A 20,440-nucleotide genomic window follows, 5' to 3' on the forward strand; every position below is an offset into this window, starting at 1 on the left:
TCATCGGTTTTCAACGATCCTCGCGTGCTGCCGGAAACGTCTCGTAACCCGGTATGGCATGCCAACCCGCGTGGTCGGCGCAACGACTTTGCAGAGGACTCGAATGAATATCAAAGCACTAGGTTTGACGGCCGTGGCCGTCTCGGTGGCCGCCCTCGTGGCGGCCTGCGGTGGTGGCGGCGGCGGCGGCGACAGCGCCACCGCCACCCCGGCGCAGTCCGGGGTGGTCCTGTCCGGCGTGGCCGCCACCGGCCTGGCCCTGGCCAACAGCGCGGTCGACGTGAAATGCGCGGCCGGCACCGGCTCGGCGACGACCAATGACGCGGGCAGCTACACCGTGACCGTCACCGACGGCGCCCTGCCCTGCATCGTGAAGGTGACCGGCACCGCCAACGGCGTGGCGGTGACGCTGCACTCCGTGGCCGAAGCCGGCACCACCAACGGCTCGACGACGACGGCGACCGCCAACGTCACCCCGCTCACGGAGCTGATCCTGGCCCGCGCGGGCGGCACCCTGCCGTCGGACCTGTTCACCAACTTCGGCACCGGCACGGCCGTCACGGCCGCGGCGCTGACGCAGGCCACCACCGACATCCTGGCGGCCATCGGCACGGCCGCGGGCGTGGACCTGAGCGGCGTCGATCCGTTCAAGGCCGCCCTGGTCGCCGCGACCCCCGGCAACCTCAGCGGCGGCAACGACTACGACAAGCTGCTCGACCAGATCGGCACCACGCTCAGCGTCGCCTCCCTGCCCCAGGTGGTGAGCCAGGTGGCCAGCACCGTGGGCTCGACGGCACCGGTGACGCTGACCGAAGTCGTGGCCAACGTCAGCAAGGGCAGCCTGGCCGGCTGCCCCCAGGCGCTGAGCGGCAAGTACCGCCTGCTCGACTACGTTGGCGCGACTGACGTGGTCGACATCGACTTCGGCGCCATGTCGCTTACGGCAGGCGAAGAGGTGGTCACCCTCACCGCGAACTCGACGCAGCCCTGCGAGTTCCTCGCCAACGGCTCGGTGCCGACGACCGTCGTCATCGGCCCGTCGGGCGCCGGCGCGATCCGCGACGGCGAGCGCATCGGCTACATCTTCCCCGTGCAGGCCCACAGCTTCGCCTCCGTGCAGGGCAAATGGGAGTTCCTGGAAAGCGGGATCAACGAAACGCAGCAAGGCGAGCACTGGATCGGCGAGATGGACATCGCCGCCGACGGCAAGGTCACCGTGTGCGACTACGACGTGGCGCAGAACAACTTCAGCAGCTGCGTCGTCGATACCGACGAAGCCGCTTCGCTGCAGCAATCCGGTGACGCCCTGGTGCTGAACTACGGCCAGACGACCGGTCTCGTCTACGGCTTCCGCGGACCCAACGGTGCGCTGACGCTGTTCGGCACCTACAACCCGACCGGCAACACCGCTTCGGGCTTCCTGAAGACGAATTTCGTCCTCACGCGACCGCAGAGGAATGACACGCAGGCGGTGGGGTCGATCTCGAAGTTCTGGGATATCGCGCAGCTGTACCAGCCGACCTCGACGAGCGGCGGCCAACCCGTGCTGTTCGCCGGTGCGCCTGCCCGCAACTCCATCACGGTGACGGCCTCGACGGAAACTTCGGTGACGCGACAGCTCACCAGCAGCGGCACCGACAACGGTCGCATCGACACGGTCCAGCTGAACAACCCGATCCCGGGCCTGCGCTCCCGGGCCGAAGGCCCCTCGAACCTGTCCGGCCAGACGATCAGCGCGGTTTACATCCGCAACCTGCCCGGCACCAACATGTCCGTCGCGATCGACGCCATGGCCACGCGGCACTTCATGTCCCTGACCGTGACGCGGCCGTAAGTACAGGCGACCAGCAAAAGAGGCCCCGCAGTGCGGGGCCTTTTTCTTTTGGTGGAATCCTTCCCGCTGGGCCACCTTGGTGCCCGATACAGGAGCCGCGCCCGCTCCCGCAGCCGCTGAGAGCCTTCTCCTACACCGAACAGTCGCCTTGCTTGGTAGCGTTGCCCACCGAAGCGTTGGAGGAAGCCGCACCGCGGCAGCTCATGAGAATCGCACAAGTCGCCCCCCTTTACGAAAGCGTGCCGCCCCGGGCTTATGGCGGCACCGAGCGAGTGGTGCACTACCTGACGGAAGCATTGATCGACCTCGGCCATGACGTCACCCTGTTCGCGAGCGGCGACTCCCGCACCCGAGCGCGGCTGGTGCCCGTGGTCGACCGTTCGCTGCGGCTGCACCCGGCCAAACCCGATCCCGTGATCTGGCACACGCTGGAAGTCGACCGGGTGTTCGAGCTCAGCCGCACCTTCGACGTCATGCATTTCCACATCGATTCGCTGCACCTTCCGATGGCGGTGCGCTGCGAAACGCCCAGCCTGACCACGCTGCACGGCCGGCTGGACCTGCCGGACCTGCAGCCGCTGTTCAGGCACTTCCACCAGCACCCCCTGGTGTCCATCTCGACGGCGCAGCGCGACCCGCTGCCGCGCGCCCACTGGAGCGCCACCGTGCACCACGGCCTGCCGCTGGGCCTGTACCACTTCCATCCGCAGGCGCAGGACTACTTCGCCTTCGTCGGCCGCATCTCGCCGGAAAAGCGCTGCGACCGCGCGATCGAGATCGCCCTGGCCTGCAACACGCCCCTTCACATCGCGGCCAAGGTGGACGACACCGACCGTGCCTACTGGGAGCAGGCGATCGAGCCCATGCTCGACCACCCGCTCATCACCTTCGTCGGCGAGATCGACGACGCGGAGAAGAACGACTTCATCGGCAACGCCCGGGCGCTGCTGACACCGATCGACTGGCCCGAACCCTTCGGGCTGGTGATCATCGAGGCGCTGGCCTGCGGCACGCCGGTGATCGCCTACGGCCACGGCTCGGTGCCGGAGCTGCTGGACCATGGCGTGACCGGCTTCATCGTGCGCGACCAGGAGCAGGCCATCGCGGCGGCACGGCGCGTTGACGAGATCGACCGTCGCGCCTGCCGCGAACAGTTCGAGCGCCGCTTCGCCGCGCCGGTGATGGCGGCCTCTTATGCGGCGCTGTACCGCGGGCTGATCCACCAGCGGCAGGCGGCCTGAAACGGCAAGGAGGAAAACACATGGCGGAACGCAAGATCCGGGTCGACGACAAGTGGTACGTGCTGGCCACTTTCGCCAAGCCCGAAGAACACCCCCAGACCATCAAGAGCGACCACTGCTTCGCGATGTTCGACCGCACCGGCGACATCTCGGTGCTGGCCCCGGGCCAGGAAGGGCTGTACCACGAGGACACGCGCTACCTGGCCTACCAGGAGCTCACCATCAACGGCGCCCGGCCGCTGTACCTGGGCTCGTCGATCCAGGAGGCCAACAGCCTGCTGGCCATCGACCTGATGAACCCGGACCTGACGGAGCGCGGCGAGGTGGTGCTGCCCAAGGGCGAGCTGCACCTCTTTCGCGCCAAGCTGCTGTGGCAGGGCGCCTGCTACGAGCACCTGCGCGTGAGCCACCACGGCACCCGGCCCGCGAACGTGCGCATCGAGCTGGCCTTCGACGCCGACTTCGTCGACCTGTTCGAGGTGCGCGGCATGGAGCGGCAGCGCCGCGGCGAGCGGCTGCCCCCCGAGGTGACGGCCGACTGCGTCACCCTGCCCTACCACGGGCTGGACGCCACGCACCGCCGCACCCGCCTGCGCTTCGATCCGCCGCCGCAGGCGCTGGAGCCGCACCGCGCGCGCTTCGACCTGCAGCTCAAGCCCGGCGAGGAGCGCCACTTCTACTTCACCGTGGCGTGCGAGCGCGAGGGCGAGCCGGTGCAGCCGCTGGCCAGCTACATCGACGCCTTCCGCGCCAACAACGCCGCCCGCCGCCAGGTGAGCGAGGCCGCCTGCCACGTGCGCTCGTCCAACCCGCTGGTCAACCTGTGGCTGGACCGCTCGGTGTCGGACCTGGCCATGCTCACCACGCAGCTCAAGAGCGGGCCCTACCCCTTCGCCGGCGTGCCCTGGTACTCCACCACGTTCGGGCGCGACGGCATCCTCACCGCGCTCGAATACCTGTGGCTGGACCCGTCGATGGCCCGCGGCGTGCTGGAGTTCCTCGCCGTCACCCAGGCCACCGGCATCGACCGCGAGCGCGACGCCGAGCCGGGCAAGATCCTGCACGAGGCGCGCTCCAGCGAGATGGCGCGCACGCGCGAGATCCCCTTCGGCCAGTACTACGGCACGGTCGATGCCACGCCGCTCTTCCTGGTGCTGGCCGGCGCCTACTGGCGGCGCACCGGCGACCGCGCCACGGTGCAGCGGCTCTGGCCCAACCTGATGGCGGCGGTGCGCTGGATCGACCAGTACGGCGACGCCGACGGCGACAGCTTCGTCGAGTACGCGCGCAAGAGCGCCGACGGCCTCACGCAGCAGGGCTGGAAGGACTCGCACGACTCGGTGTTCCACCGCGACGGCCGCATGGCCGATGCGCCCATCGCGCTGTGCGAGGTACAGGGCTACGTCTACCAGGGCAAGCTGGCCCTGTCGGAGATGGCCGAGGCCTTCGGCGACACGGTGCTGGCCCAGCGCCTGGCCCAGGAAGCGCAGAACCTGGCCGTGCGCTTCCAGTCGGCCTTCTGGTCCGAGGAGCGCGGCAGCTACGCGCTGGCGCTGGACGGCGACAAGCGGCGCTGCGAGGTGCTGGCCTCCAACGTGGGCCACTGCCTGTGGAGCGGCATCGCCGCGCCCGAGCACGCCCAGCGCATCGCCGACGGCCTGCTCGGCCCCGCGTTCTTCAGCGGCTGGGGCGTGCGCACCATCGCCGAGGGCGAGGCCCGCTACAACCCGATGTCCTACCACAACGGCTCGATCTGGCCGCACGACAACGCCATCGCCGCCATGGGCCTGGCGCGCTACGGCCGCACCGAGGACGCGATGAAGCTGATGGCCGCGATGTTCGAGTCGAGCCTGCACTTCGACCTGCACCGCCTGCCCGAGCTGTTCTGCGGTTTCCCGCGGCGGCAGGACGCCGGCCCCACGCTGTACCCCGTGGCCTGCTCGCCCCAGGCCTGGGCCGCCGCCGCCCCCTTCGCCGTGATCCAGGCCTGCCTGGGGCTGGAGTTCGACGGCGAGACCAAGAGCGTGAGCCTTCGCACGCCGCGGCTGCCCCCCTTCATCGACTGGCTGCGCATCGAGCGCCTGGGCATGCCGGGGGCCTTCTGCGACCTGATGCTCACGCGGCACGAGCGCAGCGTGGGGGTGGAGGTGCTGAAGAAGGATCCGGGGGTGAGTGTGAAGGTGGTGGCGTAGGGACAAGAAGCCCCCGTCATTCCCGCTCCCCGCCCCCGTCATTCCCGCGAAGGCGGGAATCCAGGGCTTCCGGCAGTCCGCTGAAGGCGGACGCACTGGATTCCCGCCTCCGCGGGAATGACGGAGTGGACCGTCGAGCGCCCGCCACTGCCCCTTTGCTTGCACAGCCGCGTCCTACAACACGCGACCCGCCGCCGCCCCACCATGGGCGGCCCATGGCCGAGAACCACTCCCCCACCCGCCGCCGCTGGGAGATCGACGCCCTGCGCGGGCTGATGCTCCTGCTGATGACGCTGACGCACCTGCCCACGCGTCTGACCGATCCGCTGGGCCAGCCCTTCGGCTACGTGTCGGCCGCCGAAGGGTTCGTGCTGCTCTCGGGCTACATGGCCGGCCTGGTGTACGGCCGCCTGGCCGTCATCCAGGGCATCCCCGCCACGCGCCGGGCCTTCTGGCGCCGCGCCCTGCTGGTCTATGCCTGCCATGCCGCCACCCTGCTGTTCCTGTTCACCGTCATCGCGGTCATCGGGATCAAGGTGGACGAGCCGGCGGTCAAGAACCTGATGAGCTACTACCTGCAGCACCCGGTGCAGGCGTTGGCGGGCGGGCTGCTGCTGATCTACCAGCCGCCGCTGCTGGACATCCTGCCGATGTACGTGCTGTTCATGCTGGCCAGCCCCTGGGCCTTCGTGCTGGGCATGCGCTACGGCTGGTTCTGGGTGCTGGCGGGCAGCGTCACGCTGTGGGTGCTGGCGCAGTTCGGGCTGGCCGAGCGCCTGTACCACGCCGCGGCCCTCGTCACGAAGCTGCCGGTGCCCTACGCCGAGACCGGCGCCTTCAACGGCTTCGCCTGGCAGCTGCCGTGGGTGCTGGGGCTGTGGCTGGGCGCCTCGCGCCACCAGGACGATCCGCCGTCGCTGCGCTTCCCGCCCGCCGTCGTGGTCGTGGCGGTGCTCGTCGGGCTGATCGGCTTCGTGTGGCGCCACGTCGAGGGCCAGGCGCCCTTCGGCGCGGACGAGCGCATGAACCTGCTGTTCGACAAGTGGCAGCTCGGGCCGCTGCGGCTGCTGAACCTGGCGGCCCTGCTGGTCCTGACGCTGCGCTTCGGGCCCGCGCTGGCCCGCGCGCTGCCGCGCCTGCGACCGCTGGAGATGATGGGCTCGGCCTCGCTGGCCGTGTTCTGCGCGCACCTGGTCATCGTGCTGCTGGTGCTGAGCCTGTTCGGCGGCGTGACCACGCGGCCCTGGCACATCGACCTGCCGCTGCTGGCGGTGGCCCTCACCGCCCTGTGGGGCGCCGGGCGCCTCACGCTGTGGTGGGAGCAGCGGCCGGTGGGCGTCAGCGTGCCGGCGGGCCGACGGCAGGCGCGATAGTTTCGGGCCCGGCTTGCGCCGCCAGGATGTGCGTGGTGACCAGCTGCCGCCACAGCGCGTAGCCGGTTGCGTTCATGTGCAGGCGGTCGGGGCCGTACAGGTCGGTGCGGGGCCGGCCGTCGCCGTCCAGCATGGCGGTGAACACGTCGATGTAGCTGGCGTTGGGCAGCTGCTCCTGCAGGTAGCGCGAGATCAGCCCGTTGACCTCGCGCGCCTTGTCCAGCAGCGGCTCGCGCAGGGGGCTGGGCTTGACCGAGATGTAGCTGATGCGCGCGTCCGGCAGCTCCGAGCGCACGATGTTCACGAAGTCCTGGAAGCTCTCCAGCACCTGCCGCGGCGTGCGGCCCTCGGCCAGGTCGTTGTCGCCGGCGTAGACGATCACGTGCCGCGGCCGGTACTGCACCACCAGCTGACGCGCCAGCTGGCTGCAGTCGGCCATCGTGGAGCCGCCGAAGCCCCGGTTGATCACCGTCACCTGCCGGAAGTCGTCGGTGATGCGCGGCCAGAGGCGGATAGAGGAACTGCCGACGAACAGCACGCCGCCGGGGGCGGGGCGCGAGGTGCGGTCGGAGCGCTCGAAGGCGGCGAGGGTGTCGCCCCAGCGGGCGACGGGGGTGGAACCCGGCCCGGTGGCAAGCGATGCGCACGGCAGCCAGAAGAGCAGTCCAGCGACTGCCGCGCGGAACGCCACGCGGCGCGAAATGGGGGAGTCTGGAATTCTCGGGGACATTTGAACGACGCCCGCGGTTCAGCTCGCGATTTTACGCGGCTTTCCCGAGGGGCCGGAACGCAGGGAGGTGCCAGTTGCCTACTGCACGTTGGCCCCCACGGACGCATTGCCGTTGACCGTGAACGTACACGTCCTGGTCTTGTTGCCGCCGCTGGAACACGCTCCGGACCAGATCGCGTCGCGGCCATTCGAGACGCTCAGCACGAGCGCGGTTCCCGAGGTGAAGGAGGACGAACCGCTGCTGCCGACGCTGACGCTGATACCGGCCGGACTCGACAGGACCCGTTCACCGCTGCGCCCCGTCGCCGTCACCGTCACCGTGGCTGTCTGCGCCGCAGCCGTCACCGTCAGGGACGCGGTTCGCGTCACCCCCGCTGCGCTCGCCGTGAGCGTCAACGGCGTCGGGAACGTGACGGTGCTGGTGGGGATCGCGAAGCTTGCGCTCGTCGCCCCCTGCGCCACAGCCACGCTGGCCGGCACCGCCGCCGCGGCGTTGCTGCTCGACAGGGACACGGCGAACCCGCCCGCGGGCGCCGCCGACGTCAGGCTGACCGTGCCTTGCGCGGAGGTTCCGCCGGTCACGCTGGTCGGGTTGACCGTCAGCGCCGAGAGCAAGGGCGGCGCAGCGGTGCCGAGCACGGTGAGCGTCGCCGTCCGCACGACACCGTTGGCCGAGGCGGTGATGGTCGTCGTCCTGTTCGTCGCGCCGGCCAGCGTCGTGATCGGGAAGGTGCCGCTGCTCAGGAAGATGGTCGTCGCTGCCGGGACGGTCGCCGCGGTGGTGTCCGAGCTCGTGAGCGCGACGACCAGCCCGCCGGCGGGAGCCCCCGACGACAGGAAGATCGTGCCGACCGCGCTGGCGCCGCCGTCGACCGTCGCGGGGGACACGGACAGGGAAGCCGGTCCCAACGGCGGTGGAGGTGGCGGCGGTGGCGTCACCGTCAGCGTCGCGCTGCGGGTGGCCCCGCCGAAGGCCGCGGTGATGGTCGCCAGGGTCGGCGCGGCGACCGGCACCGTGCTGACCGTGATCGTGACGCTGGTGGCGCCAGCGGCCACGGTGGCGCTTGCAGGAAGCGTGGCCACGCTCAGGTTGCTGCTGGAGAGCGTCACGACCGCTCCGCCCGGGGGCGCAGCGGCCGTCAGCGTCGCGGTGGCCTGCGCGGTGGTGCCGCCGACGACACTCGTCGGGCTGAGCGCGATCGCCTGGAGCGTTGCCGGGCCTGTCGCCGCGGCCCGCGGCGTGAAGCGCCGTGCACTGGAGAACGGGCCGAACACGCCGGCCGAATTGCGCGCCCGCACGCGCCACCACAAGCGTTGCGCGGGCAGCCCGCCGATGCTCACCTGGGAGGTGCCGACGGTCTGGTCCGCCCTGAAGGGCGCCGAGAAGGTCGAGCTGTCGTCCACCTGGATCTGGTAGCTCGTCGCATTGGCCACGTCGGTCCAGTCGAAACTCACCGGTTGCCCAGGCGTTGCGTCGGCTGCCGGGGAGATCAGCGTCGGCGCCGCGGGCGTCGCAGGGGCTGGGACGCCCGTGGAGTTGACCAGGACCAGCAAACCCGGGAAGGCGCCGGCCTGGCCCAGCACGATGTCCGGCTTGCCGTCGCCGTTGAGGTCCGCTGCAACGATGTGGGCACCACCGGCACTCGACAGCGGGCCCGGCACGGCAAAGGCCACCGGCGCCTGGAACGTGCCGTCGCCATTGCCGTTGCGTATGTTCATCAAACCCTGGAGGCCGTTTCCCATGCTGAGCGCCAGGTCCAGGAAACCGTCGCCGTTGTAGTCGGCGACGGCCTGGTACTGGGGAATATTGAGATTGGGATCCGTGAGGATCAGGGGGGTGCGGAACGTGCCGTCGCCGTTGCCGAACAGGACGGCCGTCCGGCTGCCATTGGTGGCGATGGCCACCACCAGGTCCTCGATGCCGTCGCGGTTGAAGTCGGCGACATCGATGTCGGTACCGATGACGAAGCCGGTGTCGGCGAGCAGCGTCAATGTGGGTTGTTGGACAAAGGTTCCGTCGCCGACGCCGAAGAGTCGGAAGACCTGCGCATTGCTGCCGGCGATCGCCAGGTCCTTGAAGCCGTCGCGGTTGAAGTCGCCGACGGCGATGGGGCCGGTTCCCCGGCCGACGACGATCTCGCGCGAAGGCTGGAAGGTGCCGTTGCCGTTGCCCAGCATCACGGAGATCGTTTCGGCGATCACGCAAGGTGCGGTGAAGCAGGCGGCATTGTGGGCGATGAGGAGGTCGAGCCTTCCGTCGTTGTTGACGTCCGCTGCAACGATGTCCGGCGAGTCGAAGCCGGAGGTGTTCGGGAAGCTCACCGGCGCGGCGAAGGTGCCGTCGCCATTGCCCGCCAGCAAGGAGAGACTGATGTTCGGGTCGTTGTGGGTGACGACGAGATCCAGCCTGCCGTCGCCATTGAAGTCACCGGCCGCAACGGCCTGGGCGGCAACGGGCACGGGGTATTCGACCACCGGGCCGAACGTCCCGTTGTTGTTGTTCAAACGAACCGCGACGGCCTGGACCAGATAGGCTTGCCCTGCCAGGTCAGGCAATCCGTCACCATTGAAGTCACCGACGACCTGGTGCCCGATGAAGGGATAGTCCGTTCTTGCGAAAGTCGGCGACTGGGCGAAGGCGCCGGCGATCGACAGCGACGTGGCCAGGGTGACGAACAGCGCGCGCAGGCTCGCCCAGGCGCTGCGATTCGGGAGGGTCATGATGGACAAGCTCCTTCGCGGAAAATTCGTCCCTCTTCCTCACTTCCCCTCGTTGCACGGTGGCACGGAAATCATTGCCATCGATCGCGAACGTTCAGGTCCCGCGATTGTGTCACTCGACGAACGTTTCCACGAGTTTCGGCCTGCCACACCGAACCTGGCCCCTTCCATTCCGACCGGCAAAGCCGCGTAAAAACCCGAGCTGAACCGCGGGCGTCGTTCAATGGCAGGGCTCGGCCTTCACCCTGGACAGGTCTCTGGTCGCTCCGGCCCCAAGGTCTCGGCTCTCATGAAGGCGGACTTCAGCCGCTGGCGCGAAGTCGTGCGCCGCTCGGGCATCTCCGTGGAGTAGCGCAGCAGCGTGGTGTTCGCCTCCCTACTGCACGTTGCCCGTCACCGATGAATTGGCTTTGATCGTGAACGTGCAGCTCTTCGCCTTGTTGCCGCCGCTGGAACAGCTGCCGGACCAGATCACGTCGCGATTGTTACTTGCGCGCAACGTGACCACGGTGTTCACCGCGAAGCTCGCCGAGGCCGTCGTCCCGACCTTCGCATTGATTCCCGCCGGGCTCGACACCACACTCTCGCCACTGCGGCCCGTGGCCCGCACCGTCAGCGTCGCGCCGGCAGGAGCCGGGTTCACGGTCAGCGTTGCCGTTCGCGTGGCCCCGCCGTAAGACCCGGTGATCGTCGACGCGCTCGGCGCGGCGACCGTGCTCGTGGTGATGGTGACGGCCGCCGCCGTCGCTCCGGCCGGCACCGTGACGCTGCCGGGAATGACGGTCGCCGGCGAACTGGCGGCAAGCGTGACCGTCGCGCCGCCGGCCGGGGCAGCACCGGTCAACGTCACCGTCGCGACCGACGCGCTGCCGCCGGTCACGCTCGTCGGGCTGACGACCAGGCCGGAGAGCGCGGGCTGCGCCGGCGGCGGCGGCGCCGTCGTCGTCGGGGTGATGGTCAAGGTCCTCGCACGGCTCACCCCGTTGTAGGTCCCCGTCAACGTCGCAGTGGTACTGGTCGCCACCGCCGTGGTTGCAACGCTGAAGGTCGCCGTCGTGGCGCCCTCCGGCACTCTCACGCTGGCTGGTACGGTGGCCGCCGGCGAGTCGTCGGCAAGGGCGACGAGTGCCCCTCCCGCCGGCGCTGCCGCGGTCAGAGTCACGGTCCCGGCCGAGGACACGCCGCCCACCACGCTGCCCGGATCGACCAGGAGCGACGAGAGCGCCGCCGCGGGAGAACCGCCAGCGCCGGCGTCGTATCGGGTCAGCGCGAAGACACTGTGGGAACGGCTGGGATCGAACGCCGAACCTGCGGCCACGATCTTGCCGTCGGCCTGGACCGCGAGCGCATACGCCTGGTTCTGGGACCCCAGGACGTTGGTGGTCACCTTGCCTCCGGCCCCGAAGTCCAGGTCGAGCCCGCCGTCGCTGTTGAATCGGGCCAGCGAAAATACGTCGAATCCGGTCGACCCATCGACGCCCCAGCTCACGGCGACGATCTTTCCGTCTTGCTGAAGAGCCGCTGCCAGGCGCCTGAGATAAGCGCTGGAAAAAACCAGCGTTGTCTTGCCGTCGCCGCTGAAGCTGTTGTCAAGGCTGCCGTCGGGGTTGTAGCGGGCCAGCGCATATTCGTCGATGCCGCCCACGACCGGATAGGCCATGCCTGCGGCCACGATCTTGTCGTCGCTCTGCAAGAGGAGTGCATGGCCAAGGTCGTTCCGGCCGAAAAAGTCGGTCGTCACCTTGCCGCCGGTCCCGAAGCTCGCATCCAGGCTGCCGTCGGCGTTGTAGCGCGCCACCGCAAATTGATTGTTGGCGCCCCCGGGGTAGGCGCTGCCGACCGCCACGATCTTGCCGTTCGCTTGCACCGCGACCGCCGTGGCCCCGTCATCGAAGCCGAAGAAACTCGTGGTCACCTTGCCGCCTGTGCCGAAGCTGGCGTCCAGGCTGCCATCGACGTTGTACCGCGCCAGCGCGAAGCGCCTGCCGATCCCATCGTGGGCGCTCCCCGCCACCACGATCCGGCCGTCGGCCTGGAGCGCTACCGAGGTGGCTACGTTTTCCGTGCCGAAGAAATCGGTGCTCACGACGCCGGCCGTGCCGAAACCGCTGTCCGGGCTACCGTCGGGGTTGAAGCGAACCAGCGTGAAACGGGTGTAAAAGCTCGCTGCGTTCACGTTGGCAGAGCCCACTGCAACGATCTTGCCGTCGGGCTGCACCACGACGCCGTATGCGTAGTCCTGGCCGCCGGCGATATCCTTGGTCACCTTGCCATCGCCGCTGAAGCTGGTGTCCAGGCTGCCGTCGGTGTTGTAGCGGGCGAGTGCGAACTCGCTGCCACTGCCGGCGCCGCTTTGTTGAGAGCGCGAAGCGCTGCCCGCCGCGACGATCTTGCCATCGGGCTGCACCGCAATCGCATACACGGTCGCGCTGTCGTTGGCTTCGGTGAAGAAAGGCGTCGTCACCTTGCCGTCGCCGCCGAACGTGGAATCCAGGTCGCCCGCGGCAGCCCAGGCACTGCTCGCACAGATGAGAAAGAGGGTGCCCGTCGCCAGGAGCGCCATGGCGGCGCGATAAAGGGTGAGGATGGCGAGCACCATGACCTTCAACCAATGTGCAAGACCGTGGTTTGACAGGCTGAGGGATTCCATCGTGTCGGCTCCAGGAATTGCACGCATGGTGCCATGGCTGCGCCATTGGCGGGGCGCAGCGGCGGCGATCTTGCGCGCGCGACGCCCGACAAGTTGGGTTCGCCATGCTTCGGGTCGGTGCGAATGTCCGCTTCCGTGAGCACCTTCCCATTCATGACTTGCCCTCACGAACGCGTGCACGCCGTCTGGCCGGTTGCAAGTTCGCTTCCCGCTCCAGATCGCTTCAGCCGGCCCGCTCATCGACGAAAACTGCACCCAAGACTGCGTCCAGCACTGAACGTCGACTAGTTCGCCAGCCCGGAAGCCGTCTAACGCGTGGATGTGCGTTGAACCTGACCAGGCGCGGGACGACGCAGGAAGTAGGCCCACCTTCGTTCGTCCGCTTGCCCATCCAGTTAAAATGCGCAGCTGAACCGCGGGCGTCGTTCAATGGCAGGACCTGAGCTTCCCAAGCTCAAGACGTGGGTTCGATTCCCATCGCCCGCTCCAGCCCCCAGCGAATCGCACGACGGTCCAAGCCGGCCGCACCGATGTCGCAACCCTTCCCCAACAAGGCTTCCCCGATGTCGGCCCTGAACCGCCCCACGTTCTCGCCCCTGCTCGTGCTGGCCATGCTGGTCTTGGCGGTGGCCGTGTGGGTCTTCGCGCCGGCCGAGGCCATCCTGCACTGGACCGCCGAGCACGGCCCGATCGAGATGTCGACCGCGGTGCTGTTCGTCGTCGCCGCCGTGGTCGCGCTGGTCCGCTTCGCGTTCGACCGAACGACGCGCGGCAGCGCCCTCGCCCTGGCCCTGCTGCTGCTGGCGTGCGCGGCGCGCGAGCTGGACTGGCACATCGAGCTGACGGGCATGAGCATCCTGAAGTCGCGCTTCTACCTGGGCGACGCGCCGCTCGCGCACAAGCTGGGCGCACTGGCCGTGGTGGGGGTGCTGGCGGCCGCCGGGCTCTACCTGCTGCGGCGGCACGGCCGGCAGTTGCTGCAGGCTTTCCGTCGCTCCAGCGCGGCCGCCATCACCGCGGTGACGGCGGGGGCCGTGCTGGTGGGCACCAAGCTGCTGGACCGTTCGCTGGGCGTGCTGTCCGAGTCGTTCGGCGTGAGCAGCAGCCGATCGGTCTACGCGCTGCAGGCCGTCATCGAGGAGCCGCTCGAGCTCGGCCTGCCGGTGCTGGTGATCGTCGGCCTGCTGCAGGCCCGCTCGGGCGCCGAGGCGCAGGCCGCGGGCCGGCCGGCTTAGCGCGGGCTGGCGGCGTCGGGACCCTTCGCGGGCGGGCCGCCCATGGCCGAGGGATCGTCCGCTTCCATGCGCGAGGTGATCAGCTTGTCCAGGAACGGGGTGGACTTGCGCGCCATGCAGCCGTCGCCGCGCCGCGCGACCTGGGGAGAAGGCGCACCGGGCGAGACGCCGCACGCTTCGGCCGCCACCTCGGGCGGCACCATGATGCTCATGGGGATCTTGGCTTCGTCCACCTTCAGCCGCTCGGCCATGTTGGACGACACCTCGGTCAGTTCGATGCTGACGAGGCCGGACGTCTGCGCGAACACCGGCGTGCTTGAGATCAAGGCGGCCGCAGCGGCCGCGAGTACTGCTCTGTTCATGGCATCTCCAAGGTGAGGCCCTGGGGCCGATCCGACCACCATACACGCCGCAGGACGCACGGGCGACGACGGGGAACCACCCGTAACACATGCGCAAGCGGCGCCAAGGGCGGGGACATCAGCCCGCGATGCGCGGGGCGGTCGAAGCGGGTTCGCCGGCCTTGATGCTGCCGTCGGGCCGCGTGTACGTGCCCACCAGCAGGCCGCCGGCCAGGCCGCGCTCCTGGATCGCCTTGAGCACCTCGCCGCGCGTGGGCTTGCCGCTGAACGGCTTGCCCTGGCCCAGCGCGAAAAGCTGGAAGGCGTAGCGGTGCTGCCCGTGCCCGCGCGGAGGGTCGGGCGGGATCCAGCCGGCCATGAAGTAGGAGTTGCGGCCCGAGTGCACGTCGTCCTCGCCGGCGTGGCCCGGGCTCTTGAGCGCGCCTTCGTGCATCGAGCCGTCCTGCGGCGGCAGGTCGACCACGATGGCATGGACCAGCGGGTCGGACTTGGGGGCGTCGGCGTCCTCGACGATGAGCACCAGGCTGTGCGCGCCCGCGGGCACGCCGGTCCAGTCGATCGGCGGCGACAGGCCTTCGCCGTCGGCGGTGTAGCGCTCGGGGATGGGCGCATGGTCGGCAAAGGCCAGGCTGGTCACCTGGATCATGCCCAGCCCGGAGCGCATGCCGCAGGTGTTGAAGACGATCTTGTCCAGCCCGGCGCGAAGGTCGCGCAGCGCGTGGCCAAGGGCTTCGGGCAGTTTTTCCAGCATGGCAGGGCTCCAGGGCGACATCCTGCGCGAGGCCGCGAAAGGCGGATGTCGGACGCGGTCGCGTGGAAGGCTCGGCCGTGGTTTCAGTGGAAGTCGCGGCTGCGGCTGTCGCGGCCCAGGCGGCCCAGCAGGGGCGTGAGGTCCTCCAGGCGCTCGGCCAGCAGGTGGCAGACCCGTCCGCCGCTGGCCTCGTCGCGCTGCCAGGTGCCGTGCACCGCCAGCAGCCGAGCATGCAGCAGCGGTTCGCGCTGTTCCTCGCGCACCCGCTTCCAGACGATCACGTTGACCGGGCCGGTCTCGTCCTCCAGCGTCACGAAGATGGTGCCGCCCGCGGTGGCGGGCTGCTGGCGCACGGTGACCATGCCGCAGGCCGAGGCGCGCCGGCCGTCGGGCAGCTGGCCCAGCTGTTCGGCGGTGCGGTAGCGCAGCCGCGACAGCTTGGGCCGCAGCAGCGCCAGCGGATGGCGCCGCAAGGTGAGCCCCATCGAGGCGTAGTCGAAGACGATCTCCTCGCCTTCGTGGGCTTCCGGCAGCGCCAGAGGCTCCTCGCGGATCGGCGCCTGCTGCAGCAGCTCGGGCGCGCGGCGCTGGGCCGAGGCCTCCCACACCTGCTGGCGGCGGTGGCCGGCCAGGGACTGCAGGGCGTCGCCGGCGGCCAGGGCGGCGAGGTCCTGCACGTCCAGGTTGGCGCGCAGGGCCAGGTCCTCGGTGTCGGCGAAGGCGCCCTGTTCCCGGGCCGTGGGGATGCGGCGCGCGGCCTCCTCCCGCAGGCTCCCCACCAGGCGCAGGCCCAGCCGCACCGCGGGGGCGTCCATCGCGCCTTCGAGCGTGCAGTCCCAGTCGCTGGAGGACACGTCCGGCGGCAGCACCTGCACGCCGTGGCGCTGCGCATCCTGGATCAGCTGCGAGGGCCCGTAGAAGCCCATGGGCTGCGAGTTGAGCATCGCGGCCAGGAAGCAGGCCGGCTCGTGGCACTTGAGCCAGCTGCTCTTGTAGGCCAGCAGGGCGAAGCTGTAGGCGTGGCTTTCGGGGAAGCCGTAGTCGCCGAAGCCCTTCACCTGCTCGTAGATGCGCGAGGCGAATTCGTCGCTGTAGCCGTTGACCTTCATGCCGCCCTTCAGGCGCGCCTCGAACTTGTCCACCCCGCCCTTGCGCTTCCAGGCGGCCATGGCGCGGCGCAGCGCATCCGCCTCGGTGGCCGAGAAGCCGGCGCAGATCATGGAGATCTCCATCACCTGTTCCTGGAAGATCGGGATGCCCAGCGTGCGCTCCAGCGCCTTCTTCAGCCGCGGCTCGCCGGTGTCGTAGCGGGAACGCTCGTAGACGATCTCCTCATTGCGGGACTGGCGCTCGCGCGCCTTCAGGTAGGGATGGACCATGCCGCCGGTGATGGGGCCGGGCCGCACGATGGCCACCTCCACCACCAGGTCGTAGAAGGTGCGCGGCTTCAGGCGCGGCAGCATCGACATCTGCGCGCGGCTCTCGATCTGGAACACGCCCACCGTGTCGGCGCGGCGCACCATTTCGTAGGTGGCCGGGTCTTCGTCGGGGATGTCGTAGCGGGTGAAGGGCGCGCCGCGCCGCAGCGCCACCAGGTCGATGCAGCGGCGGATGGCGGTGAGCATGCCCAGCGCCAGCACGTCCACCTTCATCAGGCCCATGTCCTCCAGGTCGTCCTTGTCCCACTGGATGATGGAGCGGTCTTTCATGCTGGCGTTCTCCACCGGCACCAGGCGGGTCAGCCGGGTCTGCGTGAGCACGAAGCCCCCGACGTGCTGCGACAGGTGGCGGGGAAAGCCCATGAGCTGTTCGGTGAGTTCCAGCCACAGGGCGGCCTGGTGCGGATGCAGCGTCACGCCGCACGTCGTCGCGAGGTCCTGCAGCTTGTGCGTGGCCAGCTCGTGGTCGAACCAGAAGTGGTCCTTGGCGAAGGCGTCCACCAGCGGCTCGCCCACGCCCAGCGCCTTGCCCACGTCGCGGATGGCGCTGCGCATGCGGTAGCTGATGACCACCGCGGCGATGGCGGCGCGCTCGCGGCCGTACTTGCCGTAGATGTACTGGATCACCTCCTCGCGCCGCTCGTGCTCGAAGTCCACGTCGATGTCGGGCGGCTCGTTGCGGCGGTCGTCGCTGATGAAGCGCTCCAGCAGCGGCTTGGACAGCATCGGGTCCATGGCGGTGATGCCCAGGCAGAAGCACACCACCGAGTTGGCGGCCGAGCCGCGGCCCTGGCACAGGATGCTGCGCGATTCGGCGAACTTCACGATGTCGTGCACCGTGAGGAAGAACATCTCGTAGCGGCAGCGCTCGATCAGCGGCAGTTCCTTTTCCAGCAGCTCCTTCACGCGGTCGGGGATGCCCTCGGGGTAGCGGGCCTGCGCGCCTTCGTAGGTGAGGCGCCGCAGCTGCTGCAGGGGCGTCATGCCGGGCGGCACCGTCTCCAGCGGGTAGTCGTAGCGGATCTCCTCCAGCTGGAAGTCGCAGCGCTGCGCGAGCTTCCAGGTGCGGTCCAGCAGTTCGCGCGGGTACAGCTCGGCCAGGCGCTTGCGCTGGCGCAGGTGGCGTTCGGCATTGGCCTGCAGCGCCAGGCCGCACTGGTCGACCGGCCGGCCCAGTCGCACGGCGGTGATCACGTCCTGCAGGCGCTTGCGCGATCGCGCGTGCATGTGCACGTCGCCGGTGGCGACCAGGGGCACGCCGCTGCGTTCGCCGGCCTGGCGCAGGTCGGCCAGCCAGAGGTCGTCGTCCAGCAGGTGCGGCAGGTTGACGGCCAGCCAGAGGCTGTCGCCATACAGCTGCCTGAGGCGGGTGAGCCGCTCGGTCAACGCTCCCGCATCCACCGGCTGCCCCGGCGTGCGCCGAGGCACGAAGAGCACTTCGCAGCCTTGCAGCAGCCGCAGGTCGCTGGTGTCCCAGCCCACGCTGTAGCTGCCCTTGGGCGCGGTGGTGCGGGCGGCGGTGATGAACTCGCACAGGCCGCCCCAGCCGTGCAGGTTGCGCGCCAGGGCGACGAGGCGGCCCTCGCCGAAATCGAACTCGGCGCCGTACAGCAGGCGGAAGGGGCGCTTGCGCGGCTGGTCGGGGTAGGCCTCTTCCAGTCGCTCGATGAATTCCAGGTAGTCGCGCAGCCCCGACCCCGCGCGCACCACGCCGGCCACCGAGCATTCGTCGGTGATGGCCAGCGCTTCGTAGCCCAGGTCGTAGGCCCGCCGCACCAGCTCCTGCGGATGCGAGGCGCCGCGCTGGAAGCTGAAGTTGGACAGACAGTGCAGCTCCACGTAGCGCGGCAGCACGTCCGGGCCGCTGCCCAGCACGGGCGGCAGCCGCTCCTCGTCCAGCAACGGCTTGGGCTTGATTTGCGTCTCAGGCATACAGGCCCTGCAGGTACCAGTCGAACTGGCCGGAGGCCGCGAGGTCCTGCGCCAGGTTGGGCGGTCGCTCGCGGTAGACCCACACCAGGCCGGCCTGCGGGCTGCGGGCGATGAAGTAGTCGCGCAGCGCCGGGCCCGATGCGTCCCACCACGAGGTTTCCACCCGGTACATGCGCGCCAGCCGGCGCAGCGGTCCGCCGAAGCACGGCGTCTCGCCCTTCATCTTCAGCTTCACGGGCTGGGGCAGCAGCCACGTCGGATAGAGCGCGTCCGCATCGGCGCAGGCCGTGGCCTCATGGCCGCGTGCGGCCACCCAGGCCTGCTTGGATTCGGGGCGGTGGTCTTCCTGCGCCTGCGGCACCAGCACGCACTCCTCGCCCAGGCGCACCGACAGGCGCTCCACCAGCTGGTGCAGGCGCTCGCCTTCCACGCGGTCCTGCGGCAGCAGCGAGGTGGTGGCACCGGCCCAGGGCAGCGTCTCGATCGACCGCAGCCGCAGGTGGTTGGCCGGCGCCGCCAGCGAGGCCCGGTCCAGGTGTTCGCGCACCAGGCGGCGCAGGTGCGCCATCTCCTGGGTGGGCTGGGCGGTGCGAACCTGCAGCTGCTCCTTCGGCGGCAGCCGCACGCCGTTCAGGCGGCGCAGGTCCAGCGTCCATTCCAGTTCCAGCGCCAGCACGCCGCGGTTGCGGGCCTGCAGCCATTGCTGCAGGCGGCGCAGCAGGTGCTCGGCGGCGAGCATCAGGTCGGGGGCGGTGGTGGCCAGGCTGGCCAGTTCCACGTTCATGTCGAAGACCTCGGGCAGCACCTCCCAGGCGTACTGCTCGGGGCGCTCGCCGAAAGCGGCATCCAGCGCGGCAAGCAGCCCGGCGCCGAAGCGCCGCGACAGGCCGCCGCGCGGCAGCGCCCGCAGCTGGCCCCAGGTGCGGATGCCGGTGCGTTCGAGCAGCGCGACGTGCGGCAGCGCGGCGCTCAGCAGGTCCAGCGGAAGGCTTTCGGGCCAGGGCCTGGGCGCGGGCACGTCGCGCTGCTTGCACCGCAGCAGCGCCAGCGCCACCAGCGACGTGGGGCCGACCGCCCAGGTGGCCGCGCCGAGGTCGTCCGGCGAGGACAGCAGCAGTTCCAGCAGGCCCCTGCGGCCGCCGAACAGACGCAGGCTGGACGAGGCTTCCAGCAGCAGCGTCTCCTCGACCCAGGCCACGCGGGGCGTGAAGCGCAGCGCCCACCAGCTCCAGGCCAGCCGTTCGTTTTCAAGATTCGGTGACAAGGCGATCCAGTACATGCGATCTCCTTTCGATGACGGGAACGGGCAGCTCCACGCTGCGCCGGCGAGAGTTCAGCAGGGCCTGCAGGCGGGCGGGGATGGCGGGCAGGTGCAGCGGCTGCTCCAGCGGCGGCCCCTTGCGCTTGACGATGCGCACCTGCAGGTCCTCCACCCCTTCCAGCAGTAGCCGCAGCGGCGACGGGCTGGCCTGGGCCAGCACCGGCAGGCCGCGCAGCACGAACAGCAGCTTGCGGTGCTGGCGCGCGGCAAGGTGCAGGCGGCGCAACTCCTGCGCGCGCGCCTGCGGCAGCCAGGCAACCAGTCCCACCACGTCGGCGCAGCGCAGCGCCTGCTCGCTCGCCCACAGGCGCGCCGCGGCCTTGTCGGTGCGGATCCACAGCAGCCTTTCGGCCGACAGGCCCTGCGCCGCCAGCGCGGGACCGAAGGGCGGATGCGGCGCGCCGACCAGCACGACGGGCCCCGCCTTCTCCCCGGTGGCCTGCGCCAGCGCCGGCAGCACCAGCTGCCAGACATGGGCCTCGGGCCGGGCCTGGATCAGCTCGACCAGGCTCCCCACCGGCCAGCCGCCGCCGGGGAGCTGCTCGTCCAGCACCGGGTGGCCGCTGGCGAGCACGCTCTCCTCGTGCGCGAGGTCGGGCACGCGCCAGACGTGGGGGATGGCCAGGACCGCAGCGGACTGCATGGGTGGAAAAGCAGGG

At 69.9% G+C, this 20,440-nt stretch carries 14 protein-coding genes and 1 tRNA gene; 7 read left to right on the forward strand and 8 right to left on the reverse strand.

The features are described from left to right. Positions 1 to 103: 103 nt before the first annotated feature. From ASG30_RS15065 to opgC, 4 genes are all read left to right on the forward strand, one after another. Positions 104 to 1,834: a hypothetical protein gene (locus ASG30_RS15065; protein ID WP_156385560.1), complete on the forward strand. Its 1,731-nt coding sequence runs from the start codon at positions 104 to 106 to the stop codon at positions 1,832 to 1,834. Between the two features lie 203 nt (positions 1,835 to 2,037). After that, positions 2,038 to 3,075 (forward strand): glycosyltransferase family 4 protein, encoded by a 1,038-nt coding sequence (locus tag ASG30_RS15070; protein WP_055898290.1) that lies wholly within the window; start codon positions 2,038 to 2,040, stop codon positions 3,073 to 3,075. Between the two features lie 20 nt (positions 3,076 to 3,095). Then, positions 3,096 to 5,267, forward strand: coding sequence for an amylo-alpha-1,6-glucosidase (locus tag ASG30_RS15075; RefSeq protein ID WP_055898293.1), 2,172 nt, complete (start codon positions 3,096 to 3,098; stop codon positions 5,265 to 5,267). A gap of 215 nt (positions 5,268 to 5,482) precedes the next feature. Further along, on the forward strand, positions 5,483 to 6,640 hold the full coding sequence (gene opgC / locus ASG30_RS15080; protein ID WP_055898294.1) for an OpgC domain-containing protein: 1,158 nt from the start codon (positions 5,483 to 5,485) through the stop codon (positions 6,638 to 6,640). Here the strand turns inward: opgC and ASG30_RS15085 are convergent. Together ASG30_RS15085 and ASG30_RS15090 are read right to left on the reverse strand one after the other, a co-directional pair. Continuing rightward, a complete protein-coding gene (locus tag ASG30_RS15085) occupies positions 6,606 to 7,331 on the reverse strand; it encodes an SGNH/GDSL hydrolase family protein (protein ID WP_327212929.1) in 726 nt (241 codons plus the stop codon). The two genes, opgC and ASG30_RS15085, sit on opposite strands and share 35 nt — an antisense overlap. Positions 7,332 to 7,448: 117 nt before the next feature. After that, a complete protein-coding gene (locus ASG30_RS15090; RefSeq protein ID WP_055898300.1) occupies positions 7,449 to 10,091 on the reverse strand; it encodes an FG-GAP repeat domain-containing protein in 2,643 nt (880 codons plus the stop codon). Between ASG30_RS15090 and ASG30_RS22605 the strand changes: the two genes are divergently transcribed. Further along, a complete protein-coding gene (locus ASG30_RS22605; RefSeq protein WP_235579812.1) occupies positions 10,090 to 10,284 on the forward strand; it encodes a hypothetical protein in 195 nt (64 codons plus the stop codon). The genes ASG30_RS15090 and ASG30_RS22605 overlap by 2 nt on opposite strands. A gap of 183 nt (positions 10,285 to 10,467) precedes the next feature. Here ASG30_RS22605 and ASG30_RS15095 read toward each other — a convergent pair whose 3' ends face one another. Further along, positions 10,468 to 12,741: a delta-60 repeat domain-containing protein gene (locus ASG30_RS15095; RefSeq protein WP_162243742.1), complete on the reverse strand. Its 2,274-nt coding sequence runs from the start codon at positions 12,739 to 12,741 to the stop codon at positions 10,468 to 10,470. A 415-nt stretch (positions 12,742 to 13,156) separates the two neighbouring features. Here ASG30_RS15095 and ASG30_RS15100 point away from each other — a divergent pair. Together ASG30_RS15100 and ASG30_RS15105 are read left to right on the forward strand one after the other, a co-directional pair. Continuing rightward, positions 13,157 to 13,230 (forward strand) — tRNA-Gly (locus tag ASG30_RS15100). Between the two features lie 41 nt (positions 13,231 to 13,271). Further along, on the forward strand, positions 13,272 to 13,976 hold the full coding sequence (locus ASG30_RS15105) for a hypothetical protein (RefSeq protein ID WP_156385563.1): 705 nt from the start codon (positions 13,272 to 13,274) through the stop codon (positions 13,974 to 13,976). Here the strand turns inward: ASG30_RS15105 and ASG30_RS15110 are convergent. The 5 genes from ASG30_RS15110 to imuA all read right to left on the reverse strand — a co-directional run bounded on the left by ASG30_RS15110 (position 13,973) and on the right by imuA (position 20,424). Next, entirely contained in the window at positions 13,973 to 14,338 is a 366-nt protein-coding gene (locus ASG30_RS15110; protein ID WP_156385564.1) for a hypothetical protein, read from the reverse strand. The genes ASG30_RS15105 and ASG30_RS15110 overlap by 4 nt on opposite strands. A gap of 118 nt (positions 14,339 to 14,456) precedes the next feature. After that, a complete protein-coding gene (locus tag ASG30_RS15115; protein WP_055898312.1) occupies positions 14,457 to 15,089 on the reverse strand; it encodes a YbhB/YbcL family Raf kinase inhibitor-like protein in 633 nt (210 codons plus the stop codon). 83 nt (positions 15,090 to 15,172) lie between these two features. Next, complete coding sequence (locus ASG30_RS15120) at positions 15,173 to 18,460, reverse strand: error-prone DNA polymerase (protein WP_055898313.1); 3,288 nt, start codon at positions 18,458 to 18,460, stop codon at positions 15,173 to 15,175. Further along, entirely contained in the window at positions 18,453 to 19,739 is a 1,287-nt protein-coding gene (locus ASG30_RS15125) for a hypothetical protein (protein WP_055898325.1), read from the reverse strand. Before ASG30_RS15125 ends, ASG30_RS15120 begins: the two co-directional genes overlap by 8 nt. Continuing rightward, entirely contained in the window at positions 19,708 to 20,424 is a 717-nt protein-coding gene (gene imuA, locus ASG30_RS15130) for a translesion DNA synthesis-associated protein ImuA (protein ID WP_055898328.1), read from the reverse strand. The genes ASG30_RS15125 and imuA overlap by 32 nt, the downstream gene beginning before the upstream one ends. Between the last annotated feature and the right edge of the window lie 16 nt (positions 20,425 to 20,440).

Origin of the sequence: Ramlibacter sp. Leaf400 (genome assembly GCF_001424545.1) — a bacterium.
In the GTDB taxonomy this organism is placed as follows: domain Bacteria; phylum Pseudomonadota; class Gammaproteobacteria; order Burkholderiales; family Burkholderiaceae_C; genus Ramlibacter.